The organism is Streptomyces noursei (assembly GCF_001646665.1).
GTDB lineage: Bacteria > Actinomycetota > Actinomycetes > Streptomycetales > Streptomycetaceae > Streptomyces > Streptomyces lavendulocolor.
This window is the reverse complement of record NZ_LWBU01000384.1, coordinates 143,431-168,193: the sequence shown is the minus strand read 5'-3', so window position 1 is coordinate 168,193 and position 24,763 is coordinate 143,431. Positions and strand designations below refer to the sequence as shown.

The 24,763-nt window shown below is 73.6% G+C and carries 21 protein-coding genes; 6 read left to right on the top strand and 15 right to left on the bottom strand.

Annotated elements, in window-relative coordinates:
• Positions 1 to 3 precede the first annotated feature (3 nt).
• Both A4V12_RS31375 and A4V12_RS31370 read left to right on the top strand, forming a co-directional pair.
• A complete protein-coding gene (locus A4V12_RS31375) occupies positions 4 to 777 on the top strand; it encodes a thioesterase II family protein (protein WP_199831434.1) in 774 nt (257 codons plus the stop codon).
• The gene (locus A4V12_RS31370; RefSeq protein WP_107415556.1) at positions 771 to 1,388 is read left to right on the top strand and encodes a LysE family translocator; all 618 of its coding nucleotides are present in this window, start codon (positions 771 to 773) and stop codon (positions 1,386 to 1,388) included. Before A4V12_RS31375 ends, A4V12_RS31370 begins: the two co-directional genes overlap by 7 nt.
• Before the next feature lie 146 nt (positions 1,389 to 1,534).
• Here the strand turns inward: A4V12_RS31370 and A4V12_RS37820 are convergent, their stop codons facing one another.
• The 9 genes from A4V12_RS37820 to A4V12_RS31325 form a co-directional block, all read right to left on the bottom strand.
• Positions 1,535 to 1,990 carry a PRC-barrel domain-containing protein gene (locus A4V12_RS37820; protein ID WP_064072851.1) on the bottom strand — a complete coding sequence of 152 codons (456 nt, stop codon included), beginning with the start codon at positions 1,988 to 1,990 and terminating at the stop codon, positions 1,535 to 1,537.
• Between the two features lie 275 nt (positions 1,991 to 2,265).
• Positions 2,266 to 2,946, bottom strand: a complete 681-nt coding sequence (locus A4V12_RS31360; RefSeq protein WP_064072850.1) for a DUF4230 domain-containing protein — start codon at positions 2,944 to 2,946, stop codon at positions 2,266 to 2,268.
• 298 nt (positions 2,947 to 3,244) lie between these two features.
• Complete coding sequence (locus A4V12_RS31355) at positions 3,245 to 4,435, bottom strand: cytochrome P450 (RefSeq protein ID WP_064072849.1); 1,191 nt, start codon at positions 4,433 to 4,435, stop codon at positions 3,245 to 3,247.
• 262 nt (positions 4,436 to 4,697) lie between these two features.
• Entirely contained in the window at positions 4,698 to 4,949 is a 252-nt protein-coding gene (locus A4V12_RS37230) for a hypothetical protein (protein ID WP_159028973.1), read from the bottom strand.
• A 149-nt stretch (positions 4,950 to 5,098) separates the two neighbouring features.
• Positions 5,099 to 6,199: a CU044_5270 family protein gene (locus A4V12_RS31345; RefSeq protein ID WP_064072848.1), complete on the bottom strand. Its 1,101-nt coding sequence runs from the start codon at positions 6,197 to 6,199 to the stop codon at positions 5,099 to 5,101.
• A 2-nt stretch (positions 6,200 to 6,201) separates the two neighbouring features.
• Positions 6,202 to 6,840: an RNA polymerase sigma factor gene (locus A4V12_RS31340; protein ID WP_199831433.1), complete on the bottom strand. Its 639-nt coding sequence runs from the start codon at positions 6,838 to 6,840 to the stop codon at positions 6,202 to 6,204.
• Between the two features lie 288 nt (positions 6,841 to 7,128).
• A complete protein-coding gene (locus A4V12_RS31335) occupies positions 7,129 to 8,634 on the bottom strand; it encodes a cryptochrome/photolyase family protein (RefSeq protein ID WP_064072846.1) in 1,506 nt (501 codons plus the stop codon).
• A gap of 315 nt (positions 8,635 to 8,949) precedes the next feature.
• Positions 8,950 to 9,753, bottom strand: coding sequence for a DUF6585 family protein (locus A4V12_RS31330; protein WP_064072845.1), 804 nt, complete (start codon positions 9,751 to 9,753; stop codon positions 8,950 to 8,952).
• Between the two features lie 47 nt (positions 9,754 to 9,800).
• Positions 9,801 to 10,904: a M20 family metallopeptidase gene (locus A4V12_RS31325; protein WP_064072929.1), complete on the bottom strand. Its 1,104-nt coding sequence runs from the start codon at positions 10,902 to 10,904 to the stop codon at positions 9,801 to 9,803.
• A 267-nt stretch (positions 10,905 to 11,171) separates the two neighbouring features.
• Between A4V12_RS31325 and A4V12_RS31320 the strand changes: the two genes are divergently transcribed.
• The 3 genes from A4V12_RS31320 to A4V12_RS31310 all read left to right on the top strand — a co-directional run bounded on the left by A4V12_RS31320 (position 11,172) and on the right by A4V12_RS31310 (position 13,300).
• On the top strand, positions 11,172 to 12,092 hold the full coding sequence (locus A4V12_RS31320; protein ID WP_064072844.1) for a LysR family transcriptional regulator: 921 nt from the start codon (positions 11,172 to 11,174) through the stop codon (positions 12,090 to 12,092).
• 125 nt (positions 12,093 to 12,217) lie between these two features.
• The gene (locus tag A4V12_RS31315) at positions 12,218 to 12,853 is read left to right on the top strand and encodes an HPP family protein (protein ID WP_079137505.1); all 636 of its coding nucleotides are present in this window, start codon (positions 12,218 to 12,220) and stop codon (positions 12,851 to 12,853) included.
• Between the two features lie 135 nt (positions 12,854 to 12,988).
• A complete protein-coding gene (locus tag A4V12_RS31310; RefSeq protein ID WP_159028972.1) occupies positions 12,989 to 13,300 on the top strand; it encodes a hypothetical protein in 312 nt (103 codons plus the stop codon).
• Between the two features lie 26 nt (positions 13,301 to 13,326).
• Here the strand turns inward: A4V12_RS31310 and A4V12_RS35830 are convergent, their stop codons facing one another.
• The 5 genes from A4V12_RS35830 to A4V12_RS31285 form a co-directional block, all read right to left on the bottom strand.
• On the bottom strand, positions 13,327 to 15,765 hold the full coding sequence (locus A4V12_RS35830) for a bifunctional serine/threonine-protein kinase/ABC transporter substrate-binding protein (protein ID WP_159028971.1): 2,439 nt from the start codon (positions 15,763 to 15,765) through the stop codon (positions 13,327 to 13,329).
• 68 nt (positions 15,766 to 15,833) lie between these two features.
• Positions 15,834 to 16,295 (bottom strand): hypothetical protein, encoded by a 462-nt coding sequence (locus tag A4V12_RS39605; protein ID WP_064072843.1) that lies wholly within the window; start codon positions 16,293 to 16,295, stop codon positions 15,834 to 15,836.
• Positions 16,296 to 16,582: 287 nt separating this feature from the next.
• Positions 16,583 to 16,972 carry a hypothetical protein gene (locus A4V12_RS31295; RefSeq protein ID WP_064072925.1) on the bottom strand — a complete coding sequence of 130 codons (390 nt, stop codon included), beginning with the start codon at positions 16,970 to 16,972 and terminating at the stop codon, positions 16,583 to 16,585.
• A 4-nt stretch (positions 16,973 to 16,976) separates the two neighbouring features.
• Entirely contained in the window at positions 16,977 to 18,317 is a 1,341-nt protein-coding gene (locus tag A4V12_RS31290; RefSeq protein ID WP_234372407.1) for a hypothetical protein, read from the bottom strand.
• A gap of 625 nt (positions 18,318 to 18,942) precedes the next feature.
• Positions 18,943 to 19,377, bottom strand: coding sequence for a hypothetical protein (locus A4V12_RS31285; RefSeq protein ID WP_064072841.1), 435 nt, complete (start codon positions 19,375 to 19,377; stop codon positions 18,943 to 18,945).
• A 621-nt stretch (positions 19,378 to 19,998) separates the two neighbouring features.
• Here A4V12_RS31285 and A4V12_RS31280 point away from each other — a divergent pair.
• A complete protein-coding gene (locus A4V12_RS31280; protein WP_064072840.1) occupies positions 19,999 to 20,343 on the top strand; it encodes a MerR family transcriptional regulator in 345 nt (114 codons plus the stop codon).
• 692 nt (positions 20,344 to 21,035) lie between these two features.
• Here A4V12_RS31280 and putP read toward each other — a convergent pair.
• The gene (putP, locus tag A4V12_RS31275; protein WP_064072839.1) at positions 21,036 to 24,632 is read right to left on the bottom strand and encodes a sodium/proline symporter PutP; all 3,597 of its coding nucleotides are present in this window, start codon (positions 24,630 to 24,632) and stop codon (positions 21,036 to 21,038) included.
• Positions 24,633 to 24,763 lie beyond the last annotated feature (131 nt).

Sequence of the window (24,763 nt, the reverse complement as noted above, 5' to 3'; positions counted from 1 at the left end):
GACGTGAACGACGCCATGCCGCCCCGCTGGATCCTCGGCGGGGCACCCCGGCCGGCCGCCCCCCTGCTCTACTGCTTCCCGCACGGGGGCGGCTCGGCCGCCGAGTACCTGCGCTGGGCACGCGACGTGCGCAACGCCGAGACCCGCGTGGTGCAGCTGCCGGGACGCGGCTCGCGCGTGGACGAACCGGTCCTCACGTCGATGGACGCGCTCGTCGGGGCGTTCCTCGACGCCGCCCCGCCGCCCGGCCGTGAGCCCTTCGTGTTCTTCGGGCACAGCTTCGGCTCGCTCCTCGCCTTCGAGATCACCAGGGCACTGCGGGCGGCCGGACGGCCCGGGCCCGCGCACCTCGTCGTCTCCGGCTACCCGGCCCCGCACCTGCCCAGGACCCCGTCACGGCTGCACCAGCTGGGCGACCGGGAGCTGATGGAGACCGTCGCCGGGCTGCACGGCGGCATCCCGGAGGAGCTGATGGCCTGCGACGAGCTGGTCACGCTCGCCGCGCGCGCCCTGCGGGCCGACTACGAGGTGCTGGAGACGTACGTACACCGCCCGCAGGAGCCCCTGTCCGTCCCGGTGACCGTGCTGGGCGGCACGGACGACCGGGTGACCGCCGAACAGCTCGACGCCTGGCGGGAGGTGACGGACGCCCACGTGACGGTACGGCGCTTCCCCGGCGGCCACTTCTACCTGCGCGACCGGCCCGCCCCCGTCCTGCGGGTGCTGGCCGGCGTGCTCGGTGCGGTGGCCACGGGGGAGAGGAACGTCCCGTGCTGACCTTCGCGGCCGCCTCGCTCGTGCTGATCATGATCCCGGGGCCGGACCAGGCCCTGATCACCCGCAGCGCGCTCGCGGCGGGGCGCAGGGCCGGCCTGCTGACGATGGTGGGCGGCGTCCTCGGCCTGGTCGTGCACGTGGGTGCGGCCGTGCTCGGCATCTCGGCCGTGCTGCTCGCCTCGGCGACCGCGTTCACCGTGCTGAAGGTCGTCGGGGCGGTGTACCTCGTCTGGATGGGCGTGGCGACACTCCGCGCCGCCCGCCGGACGCTGCGGGAGGCGCCCGGGGACGAGACGCCGGAGCGGGACCCGGCCGTCGGCCGGTACGTGCGCCACGGCTTCCTCTCCAACGCCCTCAACCCGAAGGTCGCGCTCTTCTTCGTGACGTTCCTGCCGCAGTTCCTGCCGCCCACGGGGAACGTCCTGCCACGGGCGATGGCGCTGTCCCTGGTGTTCGCGGCGCTGTACCTGATGTGGTTCAGCCTGTACGTGGTCACGGTCGACCGGCTGGGAAGGGTGCTGCGCAGGCCCCGGGTGCGGGCGCGCATCGAGCAGGTCACCGGCGTCCTCCTGATCGGCTTCGCGGTACGGCTCGCCCTCCAGTCGCCCTGACGGTCCGGCCCCGGGGCCCGCGGGCCGACCGGTACGCGCCCCGGGGTACGGACGCCTGCGCGTCGCGGTCGTACGCGGCGCGCGGACGCACGCGGGGCCGGGGCCCGGCCGGGCCCCGGCACCGCGTACGCCGGTCATGGCCCGCCTCAGGCGCCGCCGTGCTCCAGGGGCCGCAGCCGGGACCGCGACTCCTCGTGCCCGCCGGTGCCGGCCCGGATGCCGGCCGCCCGGTCCATCCGGGACCACCCGGTGCCCTCCTCGGCGTTCACCCGCTCACGTACGTCCGTGAGTCCGAAGCACGCGGAGAGCCGGTCCTCGTCCGCCACCGACAGGACGTCCCGGTGGCGGACGTCCACCGCTGCCGCCGCCTCCACGGCCGCCACGGTGAACGGCACCCGGATCCGGTCGGTGCCGGGGACGGCCTCCCGCAAGGGGACGAAGACCTCGCCCGGCCCCGACGTGCCACCGCGCACGCAGGCCCACTCGGCCCGGCCGGTGGTGTCGTCCACCAGTACCCGGACCACGTCCCCGATCTTGACGCCGTCCGCGCCGTACACGGGCCGGCCGGCCAGCGTTCCGAGCTGCTCCTGGGAAATCACCATCGCTCCTCGAACTGCCCTGCCGCGACCTGTCGCCGGGCTCCTTGCCCCCGTCGGCGCCGGTAAACGCCCGGGGCGGGGCGAGCCGGCCGAATCGGTCGGAAAACGCGGGTGTAGCCCGCCGGAAGCCGGGCAGCAGAGTCTCGACGCGCTCGGTCGGCCACCCCCCTCCCGGCCCGCACCGAGCCAAACAGGGCCCCGTCGTCCCCATCCCCCCGGGAGACGGCGGGGCCCGCCCCCCACCTGAGGGTCGCGGTGGGGGAGGGCAGGCGCCGGCATCAGGCGTAGACGACCCGCACCGTCCGGAAACCCAGCGAGCGCAGCAGGCCCTCCAGCATGCTCGTCGTGTTCTTCTCCGCCCGCGCGACCAGCCCGCTCTCCTCGGCCGCCTCGGCGATGCGCTGGGAGGCCAGGCGGTGCACGGCCCGCTCGTCGGCCGGGTTGTCGGAGAACAGGTCGCCGAGACGGTCCAGCAGGCCGCGCTGCTTCGACACCGCGTACGACCGGTCCGGGTCCAGGGCGGGCGCGCCCAGCGCGGCACGGGGCAGGCGCAGCGTCACGGAGGTGCGCTCCTCGTCCACCACCACGCTCTCGGGGCCGGTGCGGCCCAGGTCGACGTAGGCCCCCACCGTGCCGGCGGCGACGTACAGCGTTCGGGTGCCGCGCACGGCGTCGGGGAGGTACTTGGCGTCCTTCTCCAGGTCGACGACGATCTGGAAGGTGCCCACCGCGCCCTCGTGGCGGCTCATGTCCTGGATCGATTCGAGCAGCGCGGGCCCCGAACGGTCCTTCGTCTCCTCGCCGAAGAGATCGTTCAGGCCGGGTACCAGGCTGAAGCGCCCCGCCAGCACCAGGAGCAGCACCAGGCACACGAGGACCGCGAGGATCGTGAACGGCCACCCGGGTCCGGCACGGCGGGTACCGGACGGGCGACGGCGTGTTTCGTCGAGGGTCTCCACGGGCTCCGGATGCCCGGGCCGGCCATGAACACTCCCGGCGTGTCCCACGGGGCCGGGGCGCACCCCGCCGACCTGAGCGGGCGCCCCCGGAATCGCTCGGCCCATGTGCTGGAACCGGGACGAATTATGCATTTCTCTGTCATGGCATCGAGGGGTGGCTGCGCACCCGCGCCGCCATGCCCCTGCACCCCGACGCCAAGGGGCCAGGGCGATCGGCGCCGCCCTCGCGGCCGCCTTCCGGGGCGCTGCTCCGCAAGCCGGCCGCCCCTCCGGCGCCTGACGGTCCGCCCGCCGCCGGTCACACGTCCCAGGTGACCGGGAGGCTCTTCACCCCGTGGATGTCCGCGGTCTCGGGGCGCACGGCGACCTCCTCGGCGGGTACGGCCAGGCGCAGTGTGGGGAAGCGGCGGATCAGCGCGGAGAGCGCGACCCGCATCTCGACACGGGCCAGCTGCTGGCCCAGGCACAGGTGGATGCCGTGGCCGAAGGCCAGGTGTCCGCCCTCCCGCCGCCGGACGTCCAATGCCTGCGGGTCGGTGAAGCGCTCGGGGTCGCGGTTCGCGGTGTTGTACGACAGGACGACCGTCGTGCCCGCCTCGACGAGCTGCCCGCCCACCTCGACGTCCACCAGCGCGGTCCGCATGAACGACTTGGCGACGCTGAGGTGGCGCAGCAGCTCCTCCACCGCCCCGTCGACCAGAGCGGGATCGGCGCGCAGCGCGGCGAGCTGGTCCGGGTGCTCCAGCAGCGCGAAGGTGCCGAGGGACAGCATGTTCGCGGTGGTGTCGAACCCGGCCGCCAGCAGGATCAGGCTGATGCCCTGAAGCTCCTCGTCGGTCAGGTCGCCGTCGGTCAGCTCGCTGAGCACGTCGTCGGTGGGGTCGGCGCGCTTGGCGGCCACCAGCCGTGCGAGATAGTCCTGCACCGCGGTGTAGGCCGCCAGCAGGTCCTCGTCGCCCGTCTCCCCGTTCATGAACGCGTCGATCTGCTCCTGGAAGGAGTCCCGGTCCTCGTACGGCACCCCCAGCAGTTCGCAGATGACGATGGTGGGGATCGGCTTGGCGAACGCGGTCACCAGGTCCGCCGGCGGTCCGGCCTGCTCCATGGCGTCGAGGCATGCGGTGGTGATCTGCTCGATGCGCTCGGTGAGCAGCCGCATCCGCCGTGCGGTGAACCTGCTCACCAAGGGTTTGCGGTAGCGCTCGTGCTGGGGTTCGTCCATCAGGAGGAACTCGCCGGGTGGCGCCGGCGGAAGGGCGAAGTCGACCACGTTCAGCAGATCCTTGCGTGAGCTGAAGCGCGGGTCGGCCAGGACCGAACGCACCAGGTCGTACCCGGTGATCAGCCAGCCGGGCTTTCCCCCGGGGTGCGTATAGCGGCTGATGGGGGCGTGGCGGCGAGCCTCCGTCAGCTCCGCCGGCGGGTCGAAGGGACAGCCGGGACGGCGCTGGGCCGGCAGGGCCGTGACGGTGTGCGGGGGCTCGCTCATGACCGGTCCTCATCTCGCGGTGGCACGTGTTCGACGTGCCCCGAAAGCTACGTTGCGTTCACTGCTCCGTCAATGACCACCCAGTCATAACTGCACGTCAAAGCCGGTTAATTGATGCAATGGTGCTGAAGCCGAACGCAATGCGGCGTTGCAATGAATGACGGTGAAGGTACGAGGCGGTGCCCCGTGGCGCGCCCCGGCCCCGAACGGGCGGCGGCATCCGCCCGCCGGTCACGGCACGGGCCCCGGACGGCCCGGGGCCCTACTCGTTCGGCCGGGGGTGCAGCACCTCGGCCGTCACCGCGCGGTCCACCTCGTCCCGGTCCAGACCGAACGCACCCGCGTGCTCGGCCAGCGCCGCCTCGTACTCCTCGGCCGCCTGCCGCCACGGCGACCACGCCTCCTCGCTGTACCCCTCCGCCGTCGCGTGCGCCTGTGCGGCCACCGACGCCAGCTTCAGCTCCACCAGCCGGGCGTACGACTCCCCGCGTGCCTGATCCTGATCATCTGTCACGCCCGGGATCCTAAGCCGCCGCCCGCGCCGGAACCCGCCTTGACCCGGCCGGTGCGGCACCCGCGCCGTGGCACTCCCCCTCCCGCGCCCGCCGGCGACGCGGGCGGCCCGCCCTGCCCCGGGGGCCGCACCACCCCCGGGGGCTTGCCTCAGGCGCCGGACGAGGGGAGCTCCTTCAGTTCGTCGACGGCCTGCCGGAGGGTGACGGCCTCGGTGTGGATGACGGTCCCGGGCTGGAGGAGACCGGACTCGCCGCCGTCGGGACGCACCTGGATGGTGCGCTCGCCGAGGTACACGTAGGTCTTCGCGTCGAAGATCCACTCGGTGCGGGCCCCCGAGGTCTCGTCCAGGCGCGCGACGGCGACGCCGTGGCGGCCGACGGCGTCGACGGCGTCCTTCACCTGCACGACGCCCGGGATCTTCGCCGCCGCCTTGTACAGCGCGGTGTTCAGCGCGGCGGGCGGCAGTGACTCCCTCAGCAGGTCACCGATGGTCGTGAAGGCCTGCTGGTCGGGGCTGTTGCCCATGCCTTCGGTCTCCTTGTAGATCTTCGCCAGGAGGGCGTCGGGGTCGGTCGGCAGGGTGGCGAGGTAGTCGTAGGTGGGCGCGTTGAGGTACGCCGGTTGCCGCTCGCCCTTCTCGTTGATCCGGTCGAGCTTCTCGCCGCCGGGCGGGGAGACGGCGGGGTCGATCAGCCAGCCCTGGGAGCCGTCGGTGGAGTTCCACACCTGGCGCCGGTGGATCCCGTGGCTGGCCAGCGTGGTCTTGTCGCCGACGGTCTTCTCGTAGGTGGTGCCGACCTTGCTCTCGATGTACACGTACTGGCCCGGGCGGACCGTGATCCGCGGGGCCTTGGCCGAGGCGAGGGAGATGCGCTGCAGGAGCTGCGGCACGCCCTCGCTGGTGCCCGTGCCGAGCGGAGCGGTGAGCGCCGGCCCGGTGTCCGCTTCCCCGCCGCCGCTCCCGCCGAGGGTGAGGACGGCCGCGGCCGCCAGGGCCAGCGAGCACGCGGCGACGGGCAGGAGGACCGCCCTGCGCGCGAACCTGCCGCGTACCGGCGCCGCGGCCGGGGGGACGGGCGCGGCGGGCGCGGTGTCCCGGGTGTCCTGTTCGATGAAGGCCATGAGTTCCTCCTTGTGAAAGGCATGGCGGCCCGCGGGGAGGTCGGCTTCCGCGAGGGAGAGCAGGGGCTCGCCCTCGGGCCACTCGTCAGGCGTGTGGCGGGCATGACGCGAACGGAACTGACGCATGGTCACCGGGTTCCTTCCTGTGCGGGCCGGGCCGCGATCGTGCGGTCCCCTCTTGTCTGCCGGTTCAGCGGCCCGGGTTCCCGGAAGGAGCCCAGGAGTTGTTCGTCGGCGGATCGCCGCAGCTTCTTGCGTGCCCGGGAGAGCCGGGAGCGCACCGTGCCCACCGGGATGTCCAGGGCCCGCGCCGCGGCGGCGTAGTCCAGGCCCTGCCACAGGCACAGACTCAGCACTTCCCGCTCGCTTCGGCGCAGTCCGGCCAGGGCGCACACGGTGGCGGCGAGGCGGTCGCGGTCGTCCAGGCGCCCGGCCACCTCGTCGGCGTGGTCGGCCACGGTCGCCCCCGACCTGGCGTCGAGGGCGCGGGCGGCCGCGGCGGCCGCCGCCTTGTAGCGCCGGTTGCCGCGCGACTGGGCGCGTACGAGATTGGTGGCGATGCCCAGCAGCCACGGGCGTACGCTCCCGCCGTCCGCCTCGAGGCGCAGACGGCCGCGCCAGGCCTCCATGAAGGTCGCGGAGACGATGTCCTCGGCGGCCGACCAGTCGGCGGTCAACCGGTAGGCGTGGTTGTAGACGGTCTTCGCGTACTGGTCGAAGAGTTCCGCGAAGGCCTGCGGATCACCCGCCCGGATACGCGCGCGCATGGTTGTGGTCACCTCTGTCAGCTGTCGGTCCACGGGGCGGGGTTCCCGAGACGTACGTCACAGTAGGGCGCGCCGGCCGTCCGGCCCGGTCTGCCCCCTCCGCCCACGGCACCAGGACGACCCTGCCCACCACGGCGCCGGACCCGGCCGGCGGTACGGCCGCGCCGACCGGGGCCGGCGGGAGGCGCGCGGCGGCCCGGGGGGACTTCCCCGGCGCGGTCGAGGGCGGTGCGCCGCGGTGCGCATGTCCCCGCCCGGGACGGCTCCCCGGACGGCTCGGGGGCCGGGTCACGGCGGGGCGTCGCCCCGGTGGCCCTCCTGGAGCAGCAGTTCGTCGAGGTCCTTCAACCGGTCCAGGCCGCGCACCGCCTGCGTCATCCGGTGGTTCCCCTCCAGCCGGGCGCGGTGGCGGTGCAGGAAGGCCCAGTAGCCCGCCGTGTACGGGCAGGCCAGCTCGCCCACGCGTTCGGTGGGCCGGTAGGCGCAGCCGCCGCAGAAGTCGCTCATGCGGTGGATGTAGGCGCCGCCCGAGGTGTACGGCTTCGTCGTCATCCGGCCGCCGTCGGCGTACTGCGACATGCCGATGACGTTCGGCACCATCACCCAGTCGTACCCGTCCACGAAGCAGCGGTGGAACCAGTCCATCACCGCCCGGGGGTCCCAGCCGCGCTGCAGGGCGTACCCCCCGAGCAGCATCAGCCGGGGGATGTGGTGCGTCCAGCCCCGGTCGCGCACGTCGGCCAGCGCCGTCGCCAGGCACCGCGCCGTGACCGCGTCGGCGTCCAGCTCCAGGAACCAGCCGGGCAGGGGCGCCCGGTGCCCCAGGGCGTTGCCCCGGCGGTAGTCGTCACCGAAGTACCAGTACAACTGCCAGACGTACTCGCGCCACCCGGCGACCTGCCGGACGAACCCCTCCACGCTGTTGACGGGCGCCCGCCCCGCCCGCCAGGCGTCCTCCGCGCGCTCCACGCACTCGGCGGGGTGCAGCAGGCCGAGGTTGAGCGACGAGGACAGCAGGCTGTGGCTCATCACCGGGTCGTCCGCGAGCATCGCGTCCTCGTGCGCCCCGAACCCGGCGAGCCGGTGCTCCACGAACCGCCGCAACGCCGCCAGCGCCTCGCGCCGGGTGGCCGGGAAGCGGCGCGGCCCGTCCCGGCCGACGAGGCGCACGGTGCCGTCGCGCTCCCAGCGGTCGAGGTCGTGCCGTACGCCCTCGTCGATGTCGTCCTCACGGGGACGGAAGGGCCGTGGGGCCGCGAGCGTACGGGCGCCCTTCGGCGGCGGCAGGCGGTTGTCGTGGTCGTGGTTCCACCGTCCGCCCGCCGGGGCGTCACCGTCCATCAGCAGCTGGTGGTCCCGCCGGACCCACCGGTAGAAGTCCTCCTGGAGCAGGCGCCGGCCGCCGTGGCCGTCGGCCCAGGCGCGGAAGTCGTCGTGCGCGACGAGGAAACCGCGGGCGGGCAGCACGCGGACCCCGTCCAGGGACCGGACGAACCGCAGCGCCGCGTGGGAGGTCGGGTGGTGCACCGTCACCGGCCCGCCACCGGTCGCCTCGCGGAGCCCCTCCCGGTAGGTGTCGGCGCGGACGTAGCGCACCCGGTCGCCGAGCTCGGCGGCCCGGTGGCGCATCGCGGACAGGATCAGGTGTGCCTTCGCGCGGTGGAAGCGCCGGCGGCGGAACACGGACAGCGCCTCGACCATCACCAGCGGCGCGTCCCCGGCCGGGCCCTCGGAGCCGGGCGACAGGAAGTGCGGCCCGAGCTGGTCGCCGAACAGCCAGTGGTGGGTGGCCATGCGGGTGTCGCCTCCGTCCGGCTGCGCACGGATCCGTGCGGACCCGTGCGGACCCTGGGTCCTGCCCGGCGACCCGCACCTGCCGCGCGTCGCCCCTCGAACGCCCGTCCCGGCGGTCGTGGGTCCAGCATCACCGGGGTCCGCCGCCCGCGCACGTCCTCCTGGGCCGGGCGGACGGGCGCGGGCCGGCGGTGCTCCGGACGAGTCCCCCGCCCCCGGGCCGTCCCACCCGTCGGCCCCACCCGCCGGCCCCAGCCGTCCCGCCCGCCGGACCCGCCCGGTCCCCGGCCGGCCCGCCCCACGACGGAGCGGGCGTCACCCACGGTGGAGGCACGCGGCGACGGTCAGGAAGACGAGGAGGTTCGGCACCGCCCTGACCCGCGCGTGCGCCCAGGGCTTGCGCCGCCCGTGCTCCCGGACGACCACGAACCCGGCGCGGACGCCGATCGTCTCGACGGCCGACCAGGGCAGCACTCCTCTGCGCCGGGTGGATATACCGGCGGCTTCCAGCGTGAACGGGCCGTGGCCGATCCTCCGCCCCGCCCGTACGGCCGCCCACGCCCGCCCGCCCTGGTTACGGGCGATGGCCTCGGAGATCAGGGGCGCCCACGTCCCGTGGTCCGCGAAGAAGTCGGTGATCCGTGTCCTCGCGCCGTCGGGGGCGACCAGGGTGGAGGTGTGCGCGCTCCTGAGCGGGGTCTGCGTCCCCTTGTAGGCGATCACCTCCTGGATCGTCTCCTGGTAGTGGACCGCCTCGTCCCAGCGGACCGCGAACATCCGGCCGGGGCCCATGTCCACGAGCAGGCCCTCCTCGAAGAGGTGCAGGCGCCGGCCACCCAGCTTCTTCCGGGCGTTGGGGCTGTTGAGCAGGGCTCCGGCGGCCATCACGGCGATGAAGAGGGGGTACAGCGCGAGCGCCCATGCGACCAGGAGCCACAGCACGACGCCCCCGGCGGCGAGGCACGCGACGGCCGTCACGGAAGCGGCGACGAACAGCCCCCGGTGGTCCTCCCGCACGGCGACCTCCCTGCGGGGCGGGAAGGTGTGCTCGAGCCGGCCGAGGGCCGTGCGGGCGGCCAGTCGGGCGGCTTCGGGGGACGGGGGTGCCGGAACACTCATACCGGGCCTCGGTTTCCTGGGGGACGCCCCTCGCCTCGGGGGACGTCTCAGTCGGTCGTGTCATCGATGAGCCGGGCGAGGAGACGGGCCCGGGGAACCATCCGCGCCACGTCGACGTACTCGCCGTCCGCGTGAGCCCCGGCGCCCACGCCCCCCAGGCCGTCCAGCGTCGGACAACCCACCGCGGCGGTCAGGTTGCCGTCCGACGCGCCGCCGACGGCGACCCCGCGCAACGGCTCCTGGCCCAGTTCGGCGGCGAGCCGGCAGGCCAGCGCGAACAGGCCCGCCGACGACTCCGCTTCCATGGGCGGCCGTTGCCTGCCGCCCAGTACCTCCAGCCGCGCCCCGGGCGTCCGGGCGGTGAGCCCCCGCATCAGGGCGTCGACCCGGTCCTGCGCCGCCGCGGTCGGCGCGCGCACGTCCACCGACACCCGCGCCAGCGCGGGGACCGTGTTGCGGGTGGTGCCCGCCGTCAGCAGGGTGGGCGTGACGGTCGTGGAGCCGAGGGCGGGCCCGCCGTCGCCGGCCGTACCCGGCGACGCCCCCAAGGCCGCGACGGCCAGCACCTGATGAGCCGCCTCGACCGCCGCGTTGACGCCCCGGTGGGGGTCCTGACCCGCGTGCGCCGCCCGGCCGCGCACCACGACCTCGTACCGGGACGTGCCCTTGCGGGCGGTCTTCAGGGCACCCGACGCGTCCGCGGACGCCTCCATGACGAAGGCCGCCGCACAGCCGCGCGCGGCGTCCTCGATCAGCTGCCGGGACGTCGGGGACCCGACCTCCTCGTCCCCGTTGACCAGGACGCACACCCCGTCCGGGGACGGCAGCGAGGCCAGTGCGTGGAAGAGCTGCACCAGGCCCGCCTTCATGTCCAGGACCCCGGGACCGCGAGCGATCCCGCCGTCCGACGACCAGGGGAGCCGCCGCAGCGAACCCACCGGCCACACCGTGTCGTGGTGCCCCAGCAGCAGCACCCGCGGGGTGCCGAGGACCCACCGCAGATGGGTCGCACCGCCGATCACGATCGTCTCCGGCGCGGCTCCCAGCAACCTCGTCCCCAGCGCCCCGACCACCCCGGCACTGCGCGCCACCGCCGCGTGATCGGCCGAGAAGGACTCGCAGGTCACGAGCTCCTCCAGATCGGCCAGCATCGCCGGCAGCGCCAGTACGCCCGGCCGGGTCACCGGTCCCGCCCCGTCCCGTCCCCGCGACCCACCACCACACGACTCCCCTCCGGTACGCGCCCCGTGGGGCGCCGAAGCGGCGGAGCGCGGCTCTTGCGGAGCGCCGCCGCGTCAACGACGGTAGGGCGGCGGCCGGTATGCCACCAGCGACGGGTTCGCATGGGAGCCATGCGCACCAGGCATGGGTCGAGGGAGGACGACGAGGGCCGGAGAAGCGTCCGGCGGGGGAGGTCCATGTTCGACGTCGACGCGCTGCGGGTGCTCGTGGCGGTGGCCGAGAGCGGCTCGTTCACGAAGGCGGCGGTACGGCTCAACTACACCCAGTCCGCGGTGTCCCGCCGGATCGCCGCACTGGAACAGCAGGCCGGGGGACCGCTGTTCGACCGGCTCCCCCGGGGCGTACGGCTCAGCCCCGCCGGCCGCACGCTGCACCGGCACGCCCTGGAGGTGTTCGACCGGATGGCGCGGGCCCGGCGGGAACTGGCCGCGCTCCACGCCGGGCACGGAGGACTGCTGCACCTGGGCGCGTTCGCCACCGCCAACGTCTCGCTGGTGCCCACCGCCCTGCGGGCGCTCGCGGAGGCCCGGCCGGACATCGAGGTCGTCGCGGTCGAAGGCCCCACCGACACGCTGATGGCACGCCTCGCCGACAGGGCGCTCGACCTCGCCGTGGTCAGCGACTACCCGTCCGGACTGCCCTCGGCAGAGGGCGTCACGACCGGCGCGCTGTGCGAGGACGAACTGCTCGTCGCACTCCCGCGTGAGCACCGCCTGGCCGGACCCGGCCCCGTCGACCTGCGGGAACTGCGCGACGAGGCCTGGGTCCAGAGCGCGTACGGGGACCGCCCCACCCTCCTCGCCGACGCCTTCGCCCGGGCGGGCTTCACCCCCAGGAAGATCATCCGCATCGCGGAGTGGACCGGCAAGTTCGGCTACGTGGCCGCCGGCCTGGGCGTGGCGCTCGTCCCCTCGCTCGCCACCTGGGCCGTCCCCGGCGAACTCGTCCTGCGCCGCCTCACCGACCCGGCCCTGCGCCGCACCGTCCACGTGGCACTGCCCACCGCCCCACTGCCCGCCGCACTCGAACTGCGGGACCTGCTGCACGCCACCGCCGGCCGGCCGGACCGTGAGGACGGCCGCAACCCCCGGCCGTGAGCGCCTGCCCGGCGCCTGCCCGGCGCCCCCCACGGAAGGGCGCCGGGCCCCTCGGTAAAATCGTCGGCGGACTGCGCCCGACCGACCGGGACGGCGCAAGGTCAGCGCACTGTCGACCACAGGGCATGCTCCGCACAGCACCGACCGCTCCAGACCTGCCCCCGACCGGCCGTGTGCCGCCCGCCCCGGAGACCTTCGTGCTGAGTGCCGACCCCACGCTGCCCACCGAGACCCCCCGGCCCGCCCCCGCCCGTACCCCCCTGCGGAACCGGATCGTGACGGGCGGCGCCCCCGCCCGGCCGGCCCTCACCGGGGCGCTCTACAGCTTCACCGCCGCCACCACCGGCCTCCTCGTCCTCGCCGCGATCGGCGCGGTCATCCACGAGCCGGTACTGATACCCCCGCTGGCCGCCAGCGCCGCCCTGGTGCACAGCGCTCCCACGCTGCCCCTCGCCCAGCCCCGCTCGGTCCTCGCGGGCCACCTCATCGGCGCCGCCGTCGGCTACACGGCGCTCGCCCTCGCGGGCAGCAGCCCGTGGGCGGCGGCGATCGCCGCGGGGGTCACCCTCGCCCTGCTGATGGTCGCCCGCGCCCCGCACTCCCCGGCCTGCGCCACCACCGTCGTCATCGTCCTCCAGACCCCTGAGGCCGGCCGGTTCGTCCCGCTGCTGACCGGCGCCGCGACGCTCCTGATCCTCGCCGAGTACGCCGCCTCCCGCCTCCGCCCCCGGGCCCCGAGGTACCCCGCCTACTGGTGGTGACCCCGGCCCGACCGCGGCCCATCACCCACGCCCACCCGATCGAGCACCGGAGCACACTGGCAGGATGCCAGGGGAAGCGCCGGCCGACGGCCGTGGCTTCGACGAGAACCCGGACGACGCGAGGAGCGCCCTGAAGTGACCGGCCTGCTGCGAGGGCCATGGGGAGTGCTCCTCGGACTCGCGAACCTGCTCGGCTGCTACGTCTCCTACGGAGCGCTCGCCGCCCGGCCGCAGGGGGAGTGGGACGAGCAGACGCTGACGGGCGTCGAGTTCGCGTCGGCGCTGCTGGTCGTGCTCGGCGCCGGTACCTTCCTGCTCGCCCTGGTCCCCGTGCGGCGGCGCACCCTCAGCCCCTGGTGGCTGGCGCCGTCCCTGCTCTTCCTGGCGGTGGGCGCGGCACGCTGGGCGTACGTCGCGCTCGCCCATCCGCAGGGCCCCGGCGGCTGAGCGGGGCGGCCGCCCGCCGGTGGCCGTCAGGGTGTGTGGGGGCCGCTCTTCAGGGTCTTCCAGGTGCCGTCCTTCACCGTGTGCACGGTGAACCGGCGGTTGACGGTGTCGCCGTACGCGTCGAAGGCGACGGGCCCCGTGAAGCCGTCGAACGACACACCCGCGACGGCTCCGGGCATCCTGGACCGGGCGTTGGGCGGGAGGGTGCCCCCGTTCGCCGCCGCCACGGCCTTCACCGCCTCGATGACGGCCCAGGTGGCGTCGTACGCGTAGGCGCCGTACGTGCCCGCGCCCTCCTGGTACCCCGCCTCGCGGTACTGGGCGAGGAACGCCGGCCCGCGCGCCAGCTCCTCGGCGGGAGCGCCGATGGAGGTGGCCAGGTCGCCCTCCGCCCGGGTGTTGCTCCGGACGTACTGCGGGTCGAAGATGCCGTCGCCGCCCATCAGCGGGATGCCCGCGCCGGCCTCCTTGAGCCGCTGGGAGAGCGGTGCCGCGGTGGTGTAGTAGCCGCCGAAGTACACGGCCTGGGCGCCCGAGGCCCTGATCTTCACGGCGAGGGCGGTGAAGTCGCCGCCGCCGCTGCCGACGTGCTCGGTGCCGACGACGGTCCCGCCAAGCGCGCGGAACTCGCTCGTGAACCCGGTGGCCAGACCGGCGCCGTGGTCGGAGCGGTCGTCGATCACGAACACCTTGGTCTTCCGGGCGTCCTGGTACAGGTACCGGGCGGCGTACGGCCCCTGGTCCACGTCCGTGCCGACGGTGCGGAAGTACGTCTCGTACTGGCGGGTCCTCGTGCCGGCGGCCCAGCCGGGACCGTGCGTCAGGGCGGGGTTGGTGTTCGCGGGCGAGACGTTGACGAGACCGGCCTCGCCGAGGGGGCCGAGCATGGACGAGGCGACGGCCGAATTGAGCGGCCCCACGACGGCCAGCACCTTGTCGTCGGCGACGAACCGGGTGGCGTTCTCCTGCCCCTTGGCGGGCTGTGCCGCGTCGTCGAGGGCCTTGATCTCGAACGTGACGCCGGGCACGTGACGCGTCCGGTTGGCGGTCCTGACCGCCAGGTCGGCGGAGTTCTTGATACCGGCGCCGAGGAAGGTCAGGTCGCCGGTGAGCGGTGCGTCGACACCGATGACGACCCGGGTGGCGGGCGATCCCGCGCCGCCTCCCGTGCCGGCGGCGCCGCCCGCGCCGCCGTTCCTGCCGCCGCCCGGGGTGTCTCGGGTGAGGCTCCAGGTCAGGACCCCGGCGGCGAGGGTGGCCAGGGCGACGGCCAGGACGGCGGACCGCCGGCCCAGGGCACGGCGCCGGGCGGTGCCGCCCTCGCCCCCCGCCCCTCCGGGGCGTCCAGCACCGAGCGACACAGCGTCCTCGGGCGGGGGCACGGGGTTGGCCGGGGCGGTGGGCCGGTCGGGCAGGGGCAGCCCCGTACCGCCGGACGTGGGCGCGGTGGAGGCGTCCCCGGCCGGCGGCTTCCCGTCGGGCACCGTGGGGGTGGGGGCGGTTTCCGTCACGGCGTCCGGCGCCGGTACGGGCTTCGGGACCGGTACGGGCTCCGGGGGCGGTGCTTGCTCCGGGGCCGGCACGGGCAGTCCGGCCCCTGATCCGTTCCGCGACCCGGGACGCGACCCGGCGCCCGGCCCGGTGCCGCGCAGGACCGGGGCCAGGAGCTCAGCGGCTTCGGCGGCACCGGCGCGCTGCGCGGGGTCCTTGGTGAGGAGCGCGTCCAGGACGGGCGCCAGGGGACCGGCATGGACCGGCGGCCGGTGGGGGCGGGTGAAGACGGCGATGGCGAGGGCGTGGAGCCCGTCGGCGTCGAACGGGGGGTGGCCCTCGACGGCGTGGTAGAGCGTGGCGCCCAGCGCCCACAGGTCGTTGGCCGGTGTCGGGCGCTTGCCCTCCAACTGTTCCGGCGGCATGTAGTGCGGGGTGCCGATGACGACCCCGCTGTGGCTGAGCTTCGTGGTGGCGTCCGCGAGGTGGGCGATGCCGAAGTCGGTGAGGACGACGCGGTCCTTGGTGAGGAGCACGTTGTCCGGTTTGATGTCGCGGTGGACGATCCGTGCCTCGTGCGCCTCGGTGAGGGCGTCGAGCATGGCGGAGCCGATCTCGGCCACCCGGTGCACGGGCAGCCGGCCCTGCTCACGGATCGCCGCGGCGAGGGACTGCCCGCGGACGAACTCCATGACGATGACGGGCGCGCCGTCGTGCTCCACGACGTCGTGGATGGTGATGATCCCGGGATGGCTCAGGGTGACCGCCGCCCGGGCCTCACCAGTGAAGCGCCGCAGCAGCGTGCTCCGGTCGCCGTCGTCCATCCCCGGGGGGAAGAGGATCTCCTTGATGGCGACTTCTCGCCCGAAGAGCTGCTGGTCGATGCCCCGCCAGACCCGGCCCATGCCGCCCTGGCCGATCCGCTCGACGAGCTGGTAGCGCCCGGCGATGAGCCCGGGGTTGTCCTCTGTCACGCGCACACTCTAGGACCTGATCGGCCGATCGGGTGACGAACCGGGGCCCGCCCGGACCGCGGCGACGCTCACGACGCGGCGGGAGCGTGGGGTGGGGGAGGGGGCGGGGGCGGCGGATGGGGCGGCCGGGGCGGGACGCGGTCGCGGGTCGGGGCCGACGCCGGAAGAGGCGGGGGTGGCGGGGGCTCCGACGGAGGACGGATGCGCTGCCGGGGCGGGAGCCGGACCGGGGCCGGGGGCGGAGACGCGGGCGGCGGAGGGACGGACGGTTCGACGGCCGGCAGCAGCGGCCCACCCGAACGCAACCGCTCGACGGTCAGCCCGGCGCGGCGACGCGCCCGCGGATCGTCGTCGCGCTCGTACCGCAACCGCACCCCGGCGAACCCCAGGTTCTCGACGGCCGACAACCGGTAGCCCAGGGCGCCGGCGATCTCGTCGATCCGTCGCCGCTCCGCGGCACCCGCCCCACCGGGCAGCAACTCGACGTGCGCGCGCCCGTCGAAGCGCGAGCGCACCTCGTCGTCCTCCACCGCGCCCCCACTCCCTCCACCACCGGGCAGCCGGTCACCGCCCCGCTTTCCGGCCCCCGATCGTCCCACACGCAGACGCCGTTGCCGCGGACGGCCGCCCTCGCCCCGCCGCGGGGACGGGTCGGTTCGGTCACGCGGGCGAGGACCCGGCACAGCCATGGGAGGTCCGGTACGGCGAGTCCGCGCCATGCGGGGAAGCCGCCCGTCCGGCCCGGACACGTCGTGGCGGCCGGGCCCGGCAGTTGTCCTGTCGGCCGTCGGTCCCGAGCGCAGGTCGTCCGGGACCGTTACAACAGGGCGGTCACGCTGTCCTGTATCGACGCCACGTCCGCCGCGACGGCGGCTGTCGTGTGGACGCCCGGCGCGATGAAACCGAGCCAGCGCAGAAGGAGGTTCGGGCGGGGCTCGTTCCGGGCGAGTTCCGCCTGGACCTGCTCCCCGGCCTCGACGAGCTGAGGTCCGTCCTCGTAGTGCTCCGAGTTCCGGCGGAGCTCGTCCAACAGCTGGTCCACCGCGGCGCGCAGCTCCTCGACGGCCGCCTCCCGGTCGGCCGTGGGCGCCGGGCCCGTGACGGTGGAGTGCCCTACGGCGACCGTGCTCCGGTCGATCCGCATGTCACGACCCGCTTCGATTCTGCTGCTGTGGCTCGCGCTGCCCTGGTCCCTGTGTTCCGACATCACGTCACCTCCGTTGAGCAGGCTGAACCGTTCTCGGCGGAGCGCTGCTCCCGGCCCGGACACTGGAGCGGTTGATGGAGATGTCACGACCCGCGAACAGACCGGTGTTGTATATCGTCGTCTGCCGCTGGATCAGTTCATGGGTATCAATGTTGTGGTCCTCCATGAACTGAACCAGGGAGTCCAGGACTCGGTGTTCGACCGTCTTCGAGTACAGCTCCTCGTCGATTTCCTGGAAGTGGCGGTAATAGAGCCCGCTGCTGGCGGCCTCCCGGAGGCTGAACTCGGCACCGTAGTTGAAGGACCGCACGCGGATCCTGCGTTCCTGGCGGCGCTGCTCACGTCCTTCGGACAGTGGGGCGAACAGGTCGTCCCGTACCGCGAAGGGCGCGCGCAGGAGCAGATAGGGCGTGCGCAGACCTGCCTCGCCCACGAGCCGGCACCACTGCCGCAGGGTGGGCGAACCCAGCAGTGCGTCCACCGTCCGGTATTCCTGGCGCACCGGCGTCAGGAGGCAGTTGCTGCCCTCGATGAACGCGATGGATCGGTCCGGAAGCAAGGTGCACCGCAGGAACAGCGTACTGACCAATTCGCCTCCCCACCCCGCGACACGGATGGCGAGATAGGGTCGGGCCGTGCCTCTGCCGTGCTCGCGCAGTTCCCGCAGCAGGGATTCCGACACGTGCGCTCCGGGCGGCCCGCCCGTATGGGGAAGCAGTTCGCCGCGCGTGCGTTCGTCCACTCCCAGCAGCAGGTCGGCGCCGTTGACCAGCAGTACGTGGGCCAGGTCCAGACCGGGAAGGCCGAGCTCGCCGACTCGGGCGGAGAGATATCGGTCGAGTTCGTGGACGGTGAACGGGACGACCTGCCGGCCCGGCTCGGCCCGCGCGGTGTTCAGAGCGAACGACCATGTGCTGTAGGTGACTCCGTGCCCCACGAAGGGTGGGTAGGACGACGAGATGAGTACGTTGCCGCGGTCGCGGAGCTCTATGGCGTCCACACGAGCGGCGTCCCGCGCGTTGGTCGGACGAGGTGCCCGATGAGGGTCGAAGTTCTCCCTCTTGAGCTGCCGGGAGACCACGTGGTAGTGCGCCGAGACGAATTCGGTGGCCACGATCGCCCAGGCGATGAGGAACCCCAGGAAGGCCACGGTGTAGCCCGCGGCGCCGCTCACGGCGAACGCGAGCGCCAGGGCGATGAGCCCGGTGCACAGAAGGACCGTGAGCAGGATGTCCCGGCGCCTGTGTCGCCGCTGCGCCGCCAGGGCATGCCGCAGCACGCATCCCATGCTCACACCCGGCGATGACGCCACTGCCTTTCGCGGCTCTTTGACGATGCGGTCCACGGCACTGCGGGCGAGTGTGACATCGGTGTACATGGCGGCACACAGATACCGTGTGACGTCGTAACCGGCGAATGCGGCCGTCGATGCCGGTGGTGCTGCGGCCGAGGGTTCGGGCGGCGGCATCTCCTCGTACGGATTCCGGGCCGGCCAAGGAGGAACGGGCTGGCTTCGCAGAGGCGCGCCGCCTCGCGAATCGCTGGACGGGTCCATTGTCTTTGCCTCTGTGCTCAACGGCGATTGCGGCGGAATGGCACCGTGGGAATGACGGGAGTGGGGCCGCGGGCGGTCTTCGGATGTGGCAGTGATCCGCCCGGCCACCTAGGGGGTCTGAGCAGGGCGCGTGCGCCGGGAAGATCGGCGTTCCTCCCGCTCACCAAGAAGGGGGTGGCACTTCCGGTCGACTCGCTCAGACCGTCGGAGGTGAGTCCCATTCTAACTCCTGCTCCGGATCTGCACGTCCTCGATTTCACCGCCTGTGCGCTCAAATAGCTTTCTGCGAAGGCCATTTGTTGACGCTTCAGTCAGTCAGTGCTGATCGATCGCAAGGGTGTGGACGCCGGACCGCGCTATCCGCGTCCCACCGCCGGGCGCCCGGGTGCCGGGGACGGTGTGGCGGTTCCCGTCCTCAGCCGGCGCTGCTGTCGAACGTCCGGGCGGCCAGCCGGTGAGCCTGGCGTACGAGCGCGCTGAAGAGCAGGAACACCGGCAGGGCGGTGCCCGTGCTCAGCGTCTGGCCGCGGAAGCGCTCGTCCAGGACGAACAGCCAGGCGCACACCGCGAACGGCATGAGCACCGACAGGGCGATCCACACGAGGTTCAGCAGCCCCCAGCCGTGCTGGGCCAGGTCCCCGTGCACCCGGTTCCCGCCCGGGGCCAGTCGCCGGAAGCCGGCCGCGGCCGTCAGGGCGAGGACCGCGCTCAGCGCGGCGATCACCGCGAAGACGGTTCTGAATGGTCCTCCCCACAGGACGCACACCACGCTCAGGGCGATGAACGCCGCCCCCAGGCCCGTGTAGGCCCGTGCCACCGAACGCCGGCCCTCCATGTCGAAGTCCGCCACGCGGTCCCTCCCTCGGAGTCAGGGCCACAGTACGGTCGGCCCCCCGCCATGACCAGGGCGCGAGAGGCGGGATGGCCGGATACGGGCAGCGGCAGACTTTCGGCGCCGGCGGTCGACGAACTCTCCCCTCGATCTCTGCAGAAAATCTGTCGTGGCCGGTGTAGACATTGCTTCGGGTCGGGGCTAGGGTTGTGTCCGAAGCCACGAGATCCAGTAAGGCGCGGCAGAGACGAACTGGCGCGCACGCAGGAGCGGCACGGCGGCGGAGCGATGGGGCCGGAAGGTAGGCAGGGTCCCCTCGCTGGCCGCCGGGCCGGGCGGCCCACGGGGCCGTGAGCAGTACCCGTGTTTCCAGCAGCACGAAAGAAGAAGGAGGCAGACGCCATCAGAGGATCGCCCGGGTGAGGAAGCTTCACCGCCCGGGTACCGCAAGACCCCGGATTGGAAGGTGGTCCCCGGTCACGCAACCGCGATCCCCGCACGCCCGGCCTCCCGGCCGGAGCCGCGGAACAAGAACGCCGGCGCAGCAGCAAGCCGGCAGATGGTGTTGAAATCCCTCGGGGCCCTGGTTGCCGCATGGCGACCAGGGCCCCTCGACCGCGTTCCCCCAGGAAGGTGCAGATGACCAAACACGACCCGCTCGACCGTCTCGACGACGACGACTACCCCGCCTACACCATGGGCAGAGCCGCCGAGCTCCTCGGCACCACCCCCGCGTTCCTGCGCGCCATCGGGGAAGCCCGGCTGATCACCCCGCTCCGCTCCGAAGGCGGACACCGCCGCTTCTCCCGCTACCAGCTGCGCATCGCCGCCCGCGCCCGCGAACTCGTCGACCAGGGCACCCCCGTCGAAGCCGCCTGCCGGATCGTCATCCTCGAGGACCAGCTCGAAGAAGCGAAGCGCATCAACGAGGAGCTGCGCCACGCCGCCGCGGCCCAGCGGCCCCGCCGCACCGCGGACACCTGAAGCGTCCCCGCGTCCCGGCCGCCCGCCGACGCGACTCCACCGCGTCACTGTCCCGCTCGGTGATCACTGAAGCCATGAGGGCCGGACCGTGCCGCTGACACTCGCCGATCCGGTCCGTCGGGGTGGACGGCACCATGCCCGGCCGCTGCAGCACCATCCCGACCTGCCGTCGTGCGTGACCGGTGTGTGGCGACCGGTTGACCATGGGGCCGCGCGGCTTGTCCGGGCGCCGACCAGTGTCTGACTGCCTCGCCCGTACCAGGCCGGCGCAAACCCGGTCTGGAGTCCAGTCAGGACATGGCCCGGGTCGCCATCACTGTCCTGGGCGCCCTCGGGACGAACACCTCTGCGCGGCCGCGGTGGCCGGGCCTAGGCGTTCGGCGTCGACGGTGACCTGCCGGCGCACCTTGGTGGCGGCCCGGCCGCCGAGGTGGGGCGCAATGCCGGCCGGTGGTCGACGGCATCCGCCCGACTTGGTCTGTTCCGGCTCCGGGCCGGTCGTCTCCTCGTTAGGCCACCGAGGCAGGGCCGTGGACGGCGCTGCCCAGGACGAAGTCTTCGCACCCGCTGACGGCGCCTGCCGAGCCGAGCGGGCGCGCAGGCAGCGCCGCCGGCCGCCCCCGGCCTCTCGCCGATCCGCTGCACGATCTCCCGGGTGGAGCCGGCGACGGTCGCGCAGCCCACCCGTACAGTCATCGCGTCTGGCCCTCGATGGCCTCGCCCCCCTGAATGACCTGCTCCGTCCAGATGATCTTGCCGTTCGTGGTGTAGCGCGTGCCCCACCGCTGGGCGAGCTGGGCCACGATGAGCAGGCCGCGTCCGCCCTCGTCGGTGGTCCGGGCATGGCGCAGGCGGGGTGCCGTGCTGCCGGCGTCGGAGACCTCGCAGATGAGGCCGCGATCACGGATCAGGCGCAGGCCGACCGGTCCGGCCGCGTGGCGGATGGCGTTGGTGACCAGTTCGCTGACGATCAGCTCCGTGGTGAAGGCCAGGTCCGGCATGCCCCACACCTCCAGTTGCCGGACGACGAGCCCGCGGGCGTGGGCGACGGCGGCCGGGTCGCTGGGCAGGTCCCAGGAGACGACCCGTTCCGCCGCCAGGACGTGGGTCCGGGCGAGCAGCAGGGCCACGTCGTCGGACGGCGGGCCCGTCAGCAGGGCGTCGACCGCGCCCTGGCCGATCTCCTCCAGCCCCGTCCCGCGGACGGCGAGGGCCTCGCCCAGCCGGTCGAGCCCCACGTCGATGTCCCGGTCGTAGGTCTCGATGAGGCCGTCCGTGTAGAGGGCGATGAGGCTGCCCTCGGGCAGCTCCACCTCGGTGGACTCGAAGGGCAGGTACCCGAGGCCCAGGGGCGGTCCGGCGGGCAGGTCGAGGAGGGCCGGGGTGCCGTCGGGGCTGACGATCACGGGCGGGAGATGGCCGGCCCGGGCCAGCGTGCACCGTCTGCTGGCCGGGTCGTACACGGCGTACAGGCACGTGGCGCCCAGGAAAGCGGCGCCCGCCGTCTCGTCGCCGCCCGCCGCGGGCTCCTTGTCGCCGTACGCCCCGAGGTGGCCGATGACCAGGTCGTCCAGATGGGCCAGCAGTTCGTCCGGGGGCAGGTCCAGGTCGGCGAGCGTACGGACCGCCGTGCGCAGGCGTCCCATGGTGGCCGCCGCGTTCATGCCGTGGCCGACGACGTCCCCGACGACCAGGGCGACCCGGGCCCCGGACAGCGGGATCACGTCGAACCAGTCGCCGCCCACCCCGCTGGGGGCGTCCGCGGGCAGGTACCAGGACGCCACCTCCAGCGCGGAACCCCCGGCCAGCTCGTGCGGCAGCAGGTAGCGCTGCATGGAGCGGGCGGCGGTGCGCTCACGGGTGAAGCGGCGCGCGTTGTCGACGGACACGGCCGCCCGCGACACGAGTTCCTCGGCGAGACGCACGTCGTCGTCCTCGAACGGGCCCGTGCGGTCGGTGCGGGCGAACGTCGCCACGCCGAGGGTGACACCGCGCGCCCGCACCGGCACGACCATCAGTGAGCGGAAGTCGAAGTCACGGAGCGTGGAGCCCAGCGACTCGTCCTCCGTCACCCAGGCGCTGTGGGTGAGGTCCAGGACCCGCTCCACCAGCGTCCGGCTCTCCATCAGGCACTGGGTGACGGGCGAGAGACGAGCACGCCGCACCGTTCCGCCCACGGGCAGGCTCGCCTCCGGGCAGCCCTCGCGCACCGACTGCTGGCCCGCCCGGCGGATCACCGGCGTCATGTCCACCGGCCCGGGGGCCGGCTCCTCGCCCCGCATGACCGAGTCCAGCAGGTCGACGGCGACGAACTCGGCGACGGAGGGCACCGCCTCGTCCGCCAGTTCCTGCGCGGTCCGCGTGATCTCCAGCGTGCTGCCGATCCGGGCGCCGGCGTTGTTCAGCAGCGCCAGGCGCTCCTGGGCCCGCCAGCGCTCGGTGACGTCGACGACCATGTAGGAGACGCCGACGATGCGGCCCTTGCGGTCCCTCATGCCGAAGAAGGAGGCGGAGCAGGCGCGCGTGCGGTCGGGGTCGAGGTGGCTGGGGCCGCGATACTCGTGGTCGAGCACCGGCTCCCCGGTCTCCAGGACTCTGTGCATCTGCTTCTCGAACGCCTCCGCCTCTGCCTCCGGCAGGACGTCCCTGACCTGCCGGCCCAGCCGTCGTTCGAGCGGGATGAGGCGCTCCAGCGGCTCGTTCACCCAGACGTAGCGCAGGTCCGCGTCCAGGACGGCCATGCCGATCGGCGCGTTGTTGAGGAAGGGCGTCACCATCAGCTGGCTCACGCCGCCCCCCGGCATGCGCCAGAAGGCGCGTTTGGGCGGCCGGCCGACGAACCTGCCGAAGACCAGTGCGGCGGCCGTGGCGACCAGGACGCCCGGGACCATCTCGTAGATTCCCGACTCCAGCGGTCCGAGCAGGGGATTGATGTCGTCCCAGAACAGGACCGTGGCCGCGCCCGACACGATCCCGGCCATGGCCCCGGCCCACGTCATGCGCGGCCAGTACAGGGACAGGAGGACCACCGGCCCGAAGGCGGCGCCGAAGCCGGCCCACGCCTGGCCGACGATGTCCAGCAGCCCGCCGCGTCTGAGCGCGATCACGTAGGCCACCAGGATCACCACGACGACGGCGGCCCGGCCGACCCGTACCAGGGTCCGGTCCCCGGCCCGCCGATGCAGGAACGCGCGGTAGAAGTCCTCCGTGAGGGCGGTCGACGACACCAGGAGCTGGCTGTCGGCGGTCGACATGATCGCGGCCAGCACGGCGATCAGCATCACGCCGGCGACCCAGGGGGTGAGCAGAGTCCGGGCCAGGGCGATGTACACCGTGTCGGGCTGGGTGAGCGGGGTGTCCAGCTGCGCGATGCCCACCAGGCCGACGAGGGTGGCGCCGGCGAGTACCACGGCGACCCAGGCCGTGCCGATCCGGCGGGCCGCCGGTACGGCCCCGGTGCTGCGGATGCCCATGAATCGGGCCAGGATGTGCGGCTGTCCGAAGTAGCCCAGGCCCCAGGCGAGCAACGAGATCGTGGCCACGACCCCGAGGGAGCCGCCCGCCGACCACTGCCCGTCCGCGTAACCCACCCTGGCGCCCATGTCGAGCAGCTGCGGGCTCCTGGTGTCGATGCCCTCGCCCAGGTCCCCGAAGCCGCCGAGCACGGCGACGCCGGTCAGGGGCAGCACGATCAGCGCGAGGAACATCAGGGTCCCCTGCATCACGTGCGTCATGCTCACGGCCAGGAAGCCGCCCAGGCCCGCGTAGACGACGATCACCAGGGCGGTCAGCGTCACCCCGAGGCCGAAGCCGACGTCGAAGACCTGCTCGAGCAGCAGTCCGCCGGCCACCAGTCCGCCGGCCACGTAGACGGTGAAGAACACCAGGGTGACGGCGGCCGACACCAGCCGGAGCATCCGGGTGCGGTCCTCGAACCGTTCCTCCAGATAGGCCGACAGGCTCACGGCGTTCTCGGCCCGCTCGGTGTAGGTGCGCAGCCGCGGCGCGACGAACAGCCAGTTGAGGTAGGTGCCGATGACGAGGCCCACGGCGATCCAGCCGGCGCCGAGCCCGGCCGCGTACACCGCTCCGGGCAGCGCGAGGAACAGCCAGCCGGACATGTCGCTGGCCCCGGCGGACAGGGCCGCGACGAACGCGCTGAGCCTGCGTCCGCCGAGGGCGAAGTCGGCGAACGTGTGAGTCCGGCGGTACGCCCAGACACCCGTTCCGATCATGGCGGCCACGTACAGGAGGAACGTGGTGAGGATCGGAGCACTCACATCGAACATGTGGCCCTCGCCTGCGCGGGTCGTCATAGGACGGGCGCGGCCATCGGCACGCCTGGCATTTTTGTCTGCCCTTCCGTACAAATGTACAGATCCAAGGTGCGGCGTACCGATCGGTGCGTCCGCCGCACGGG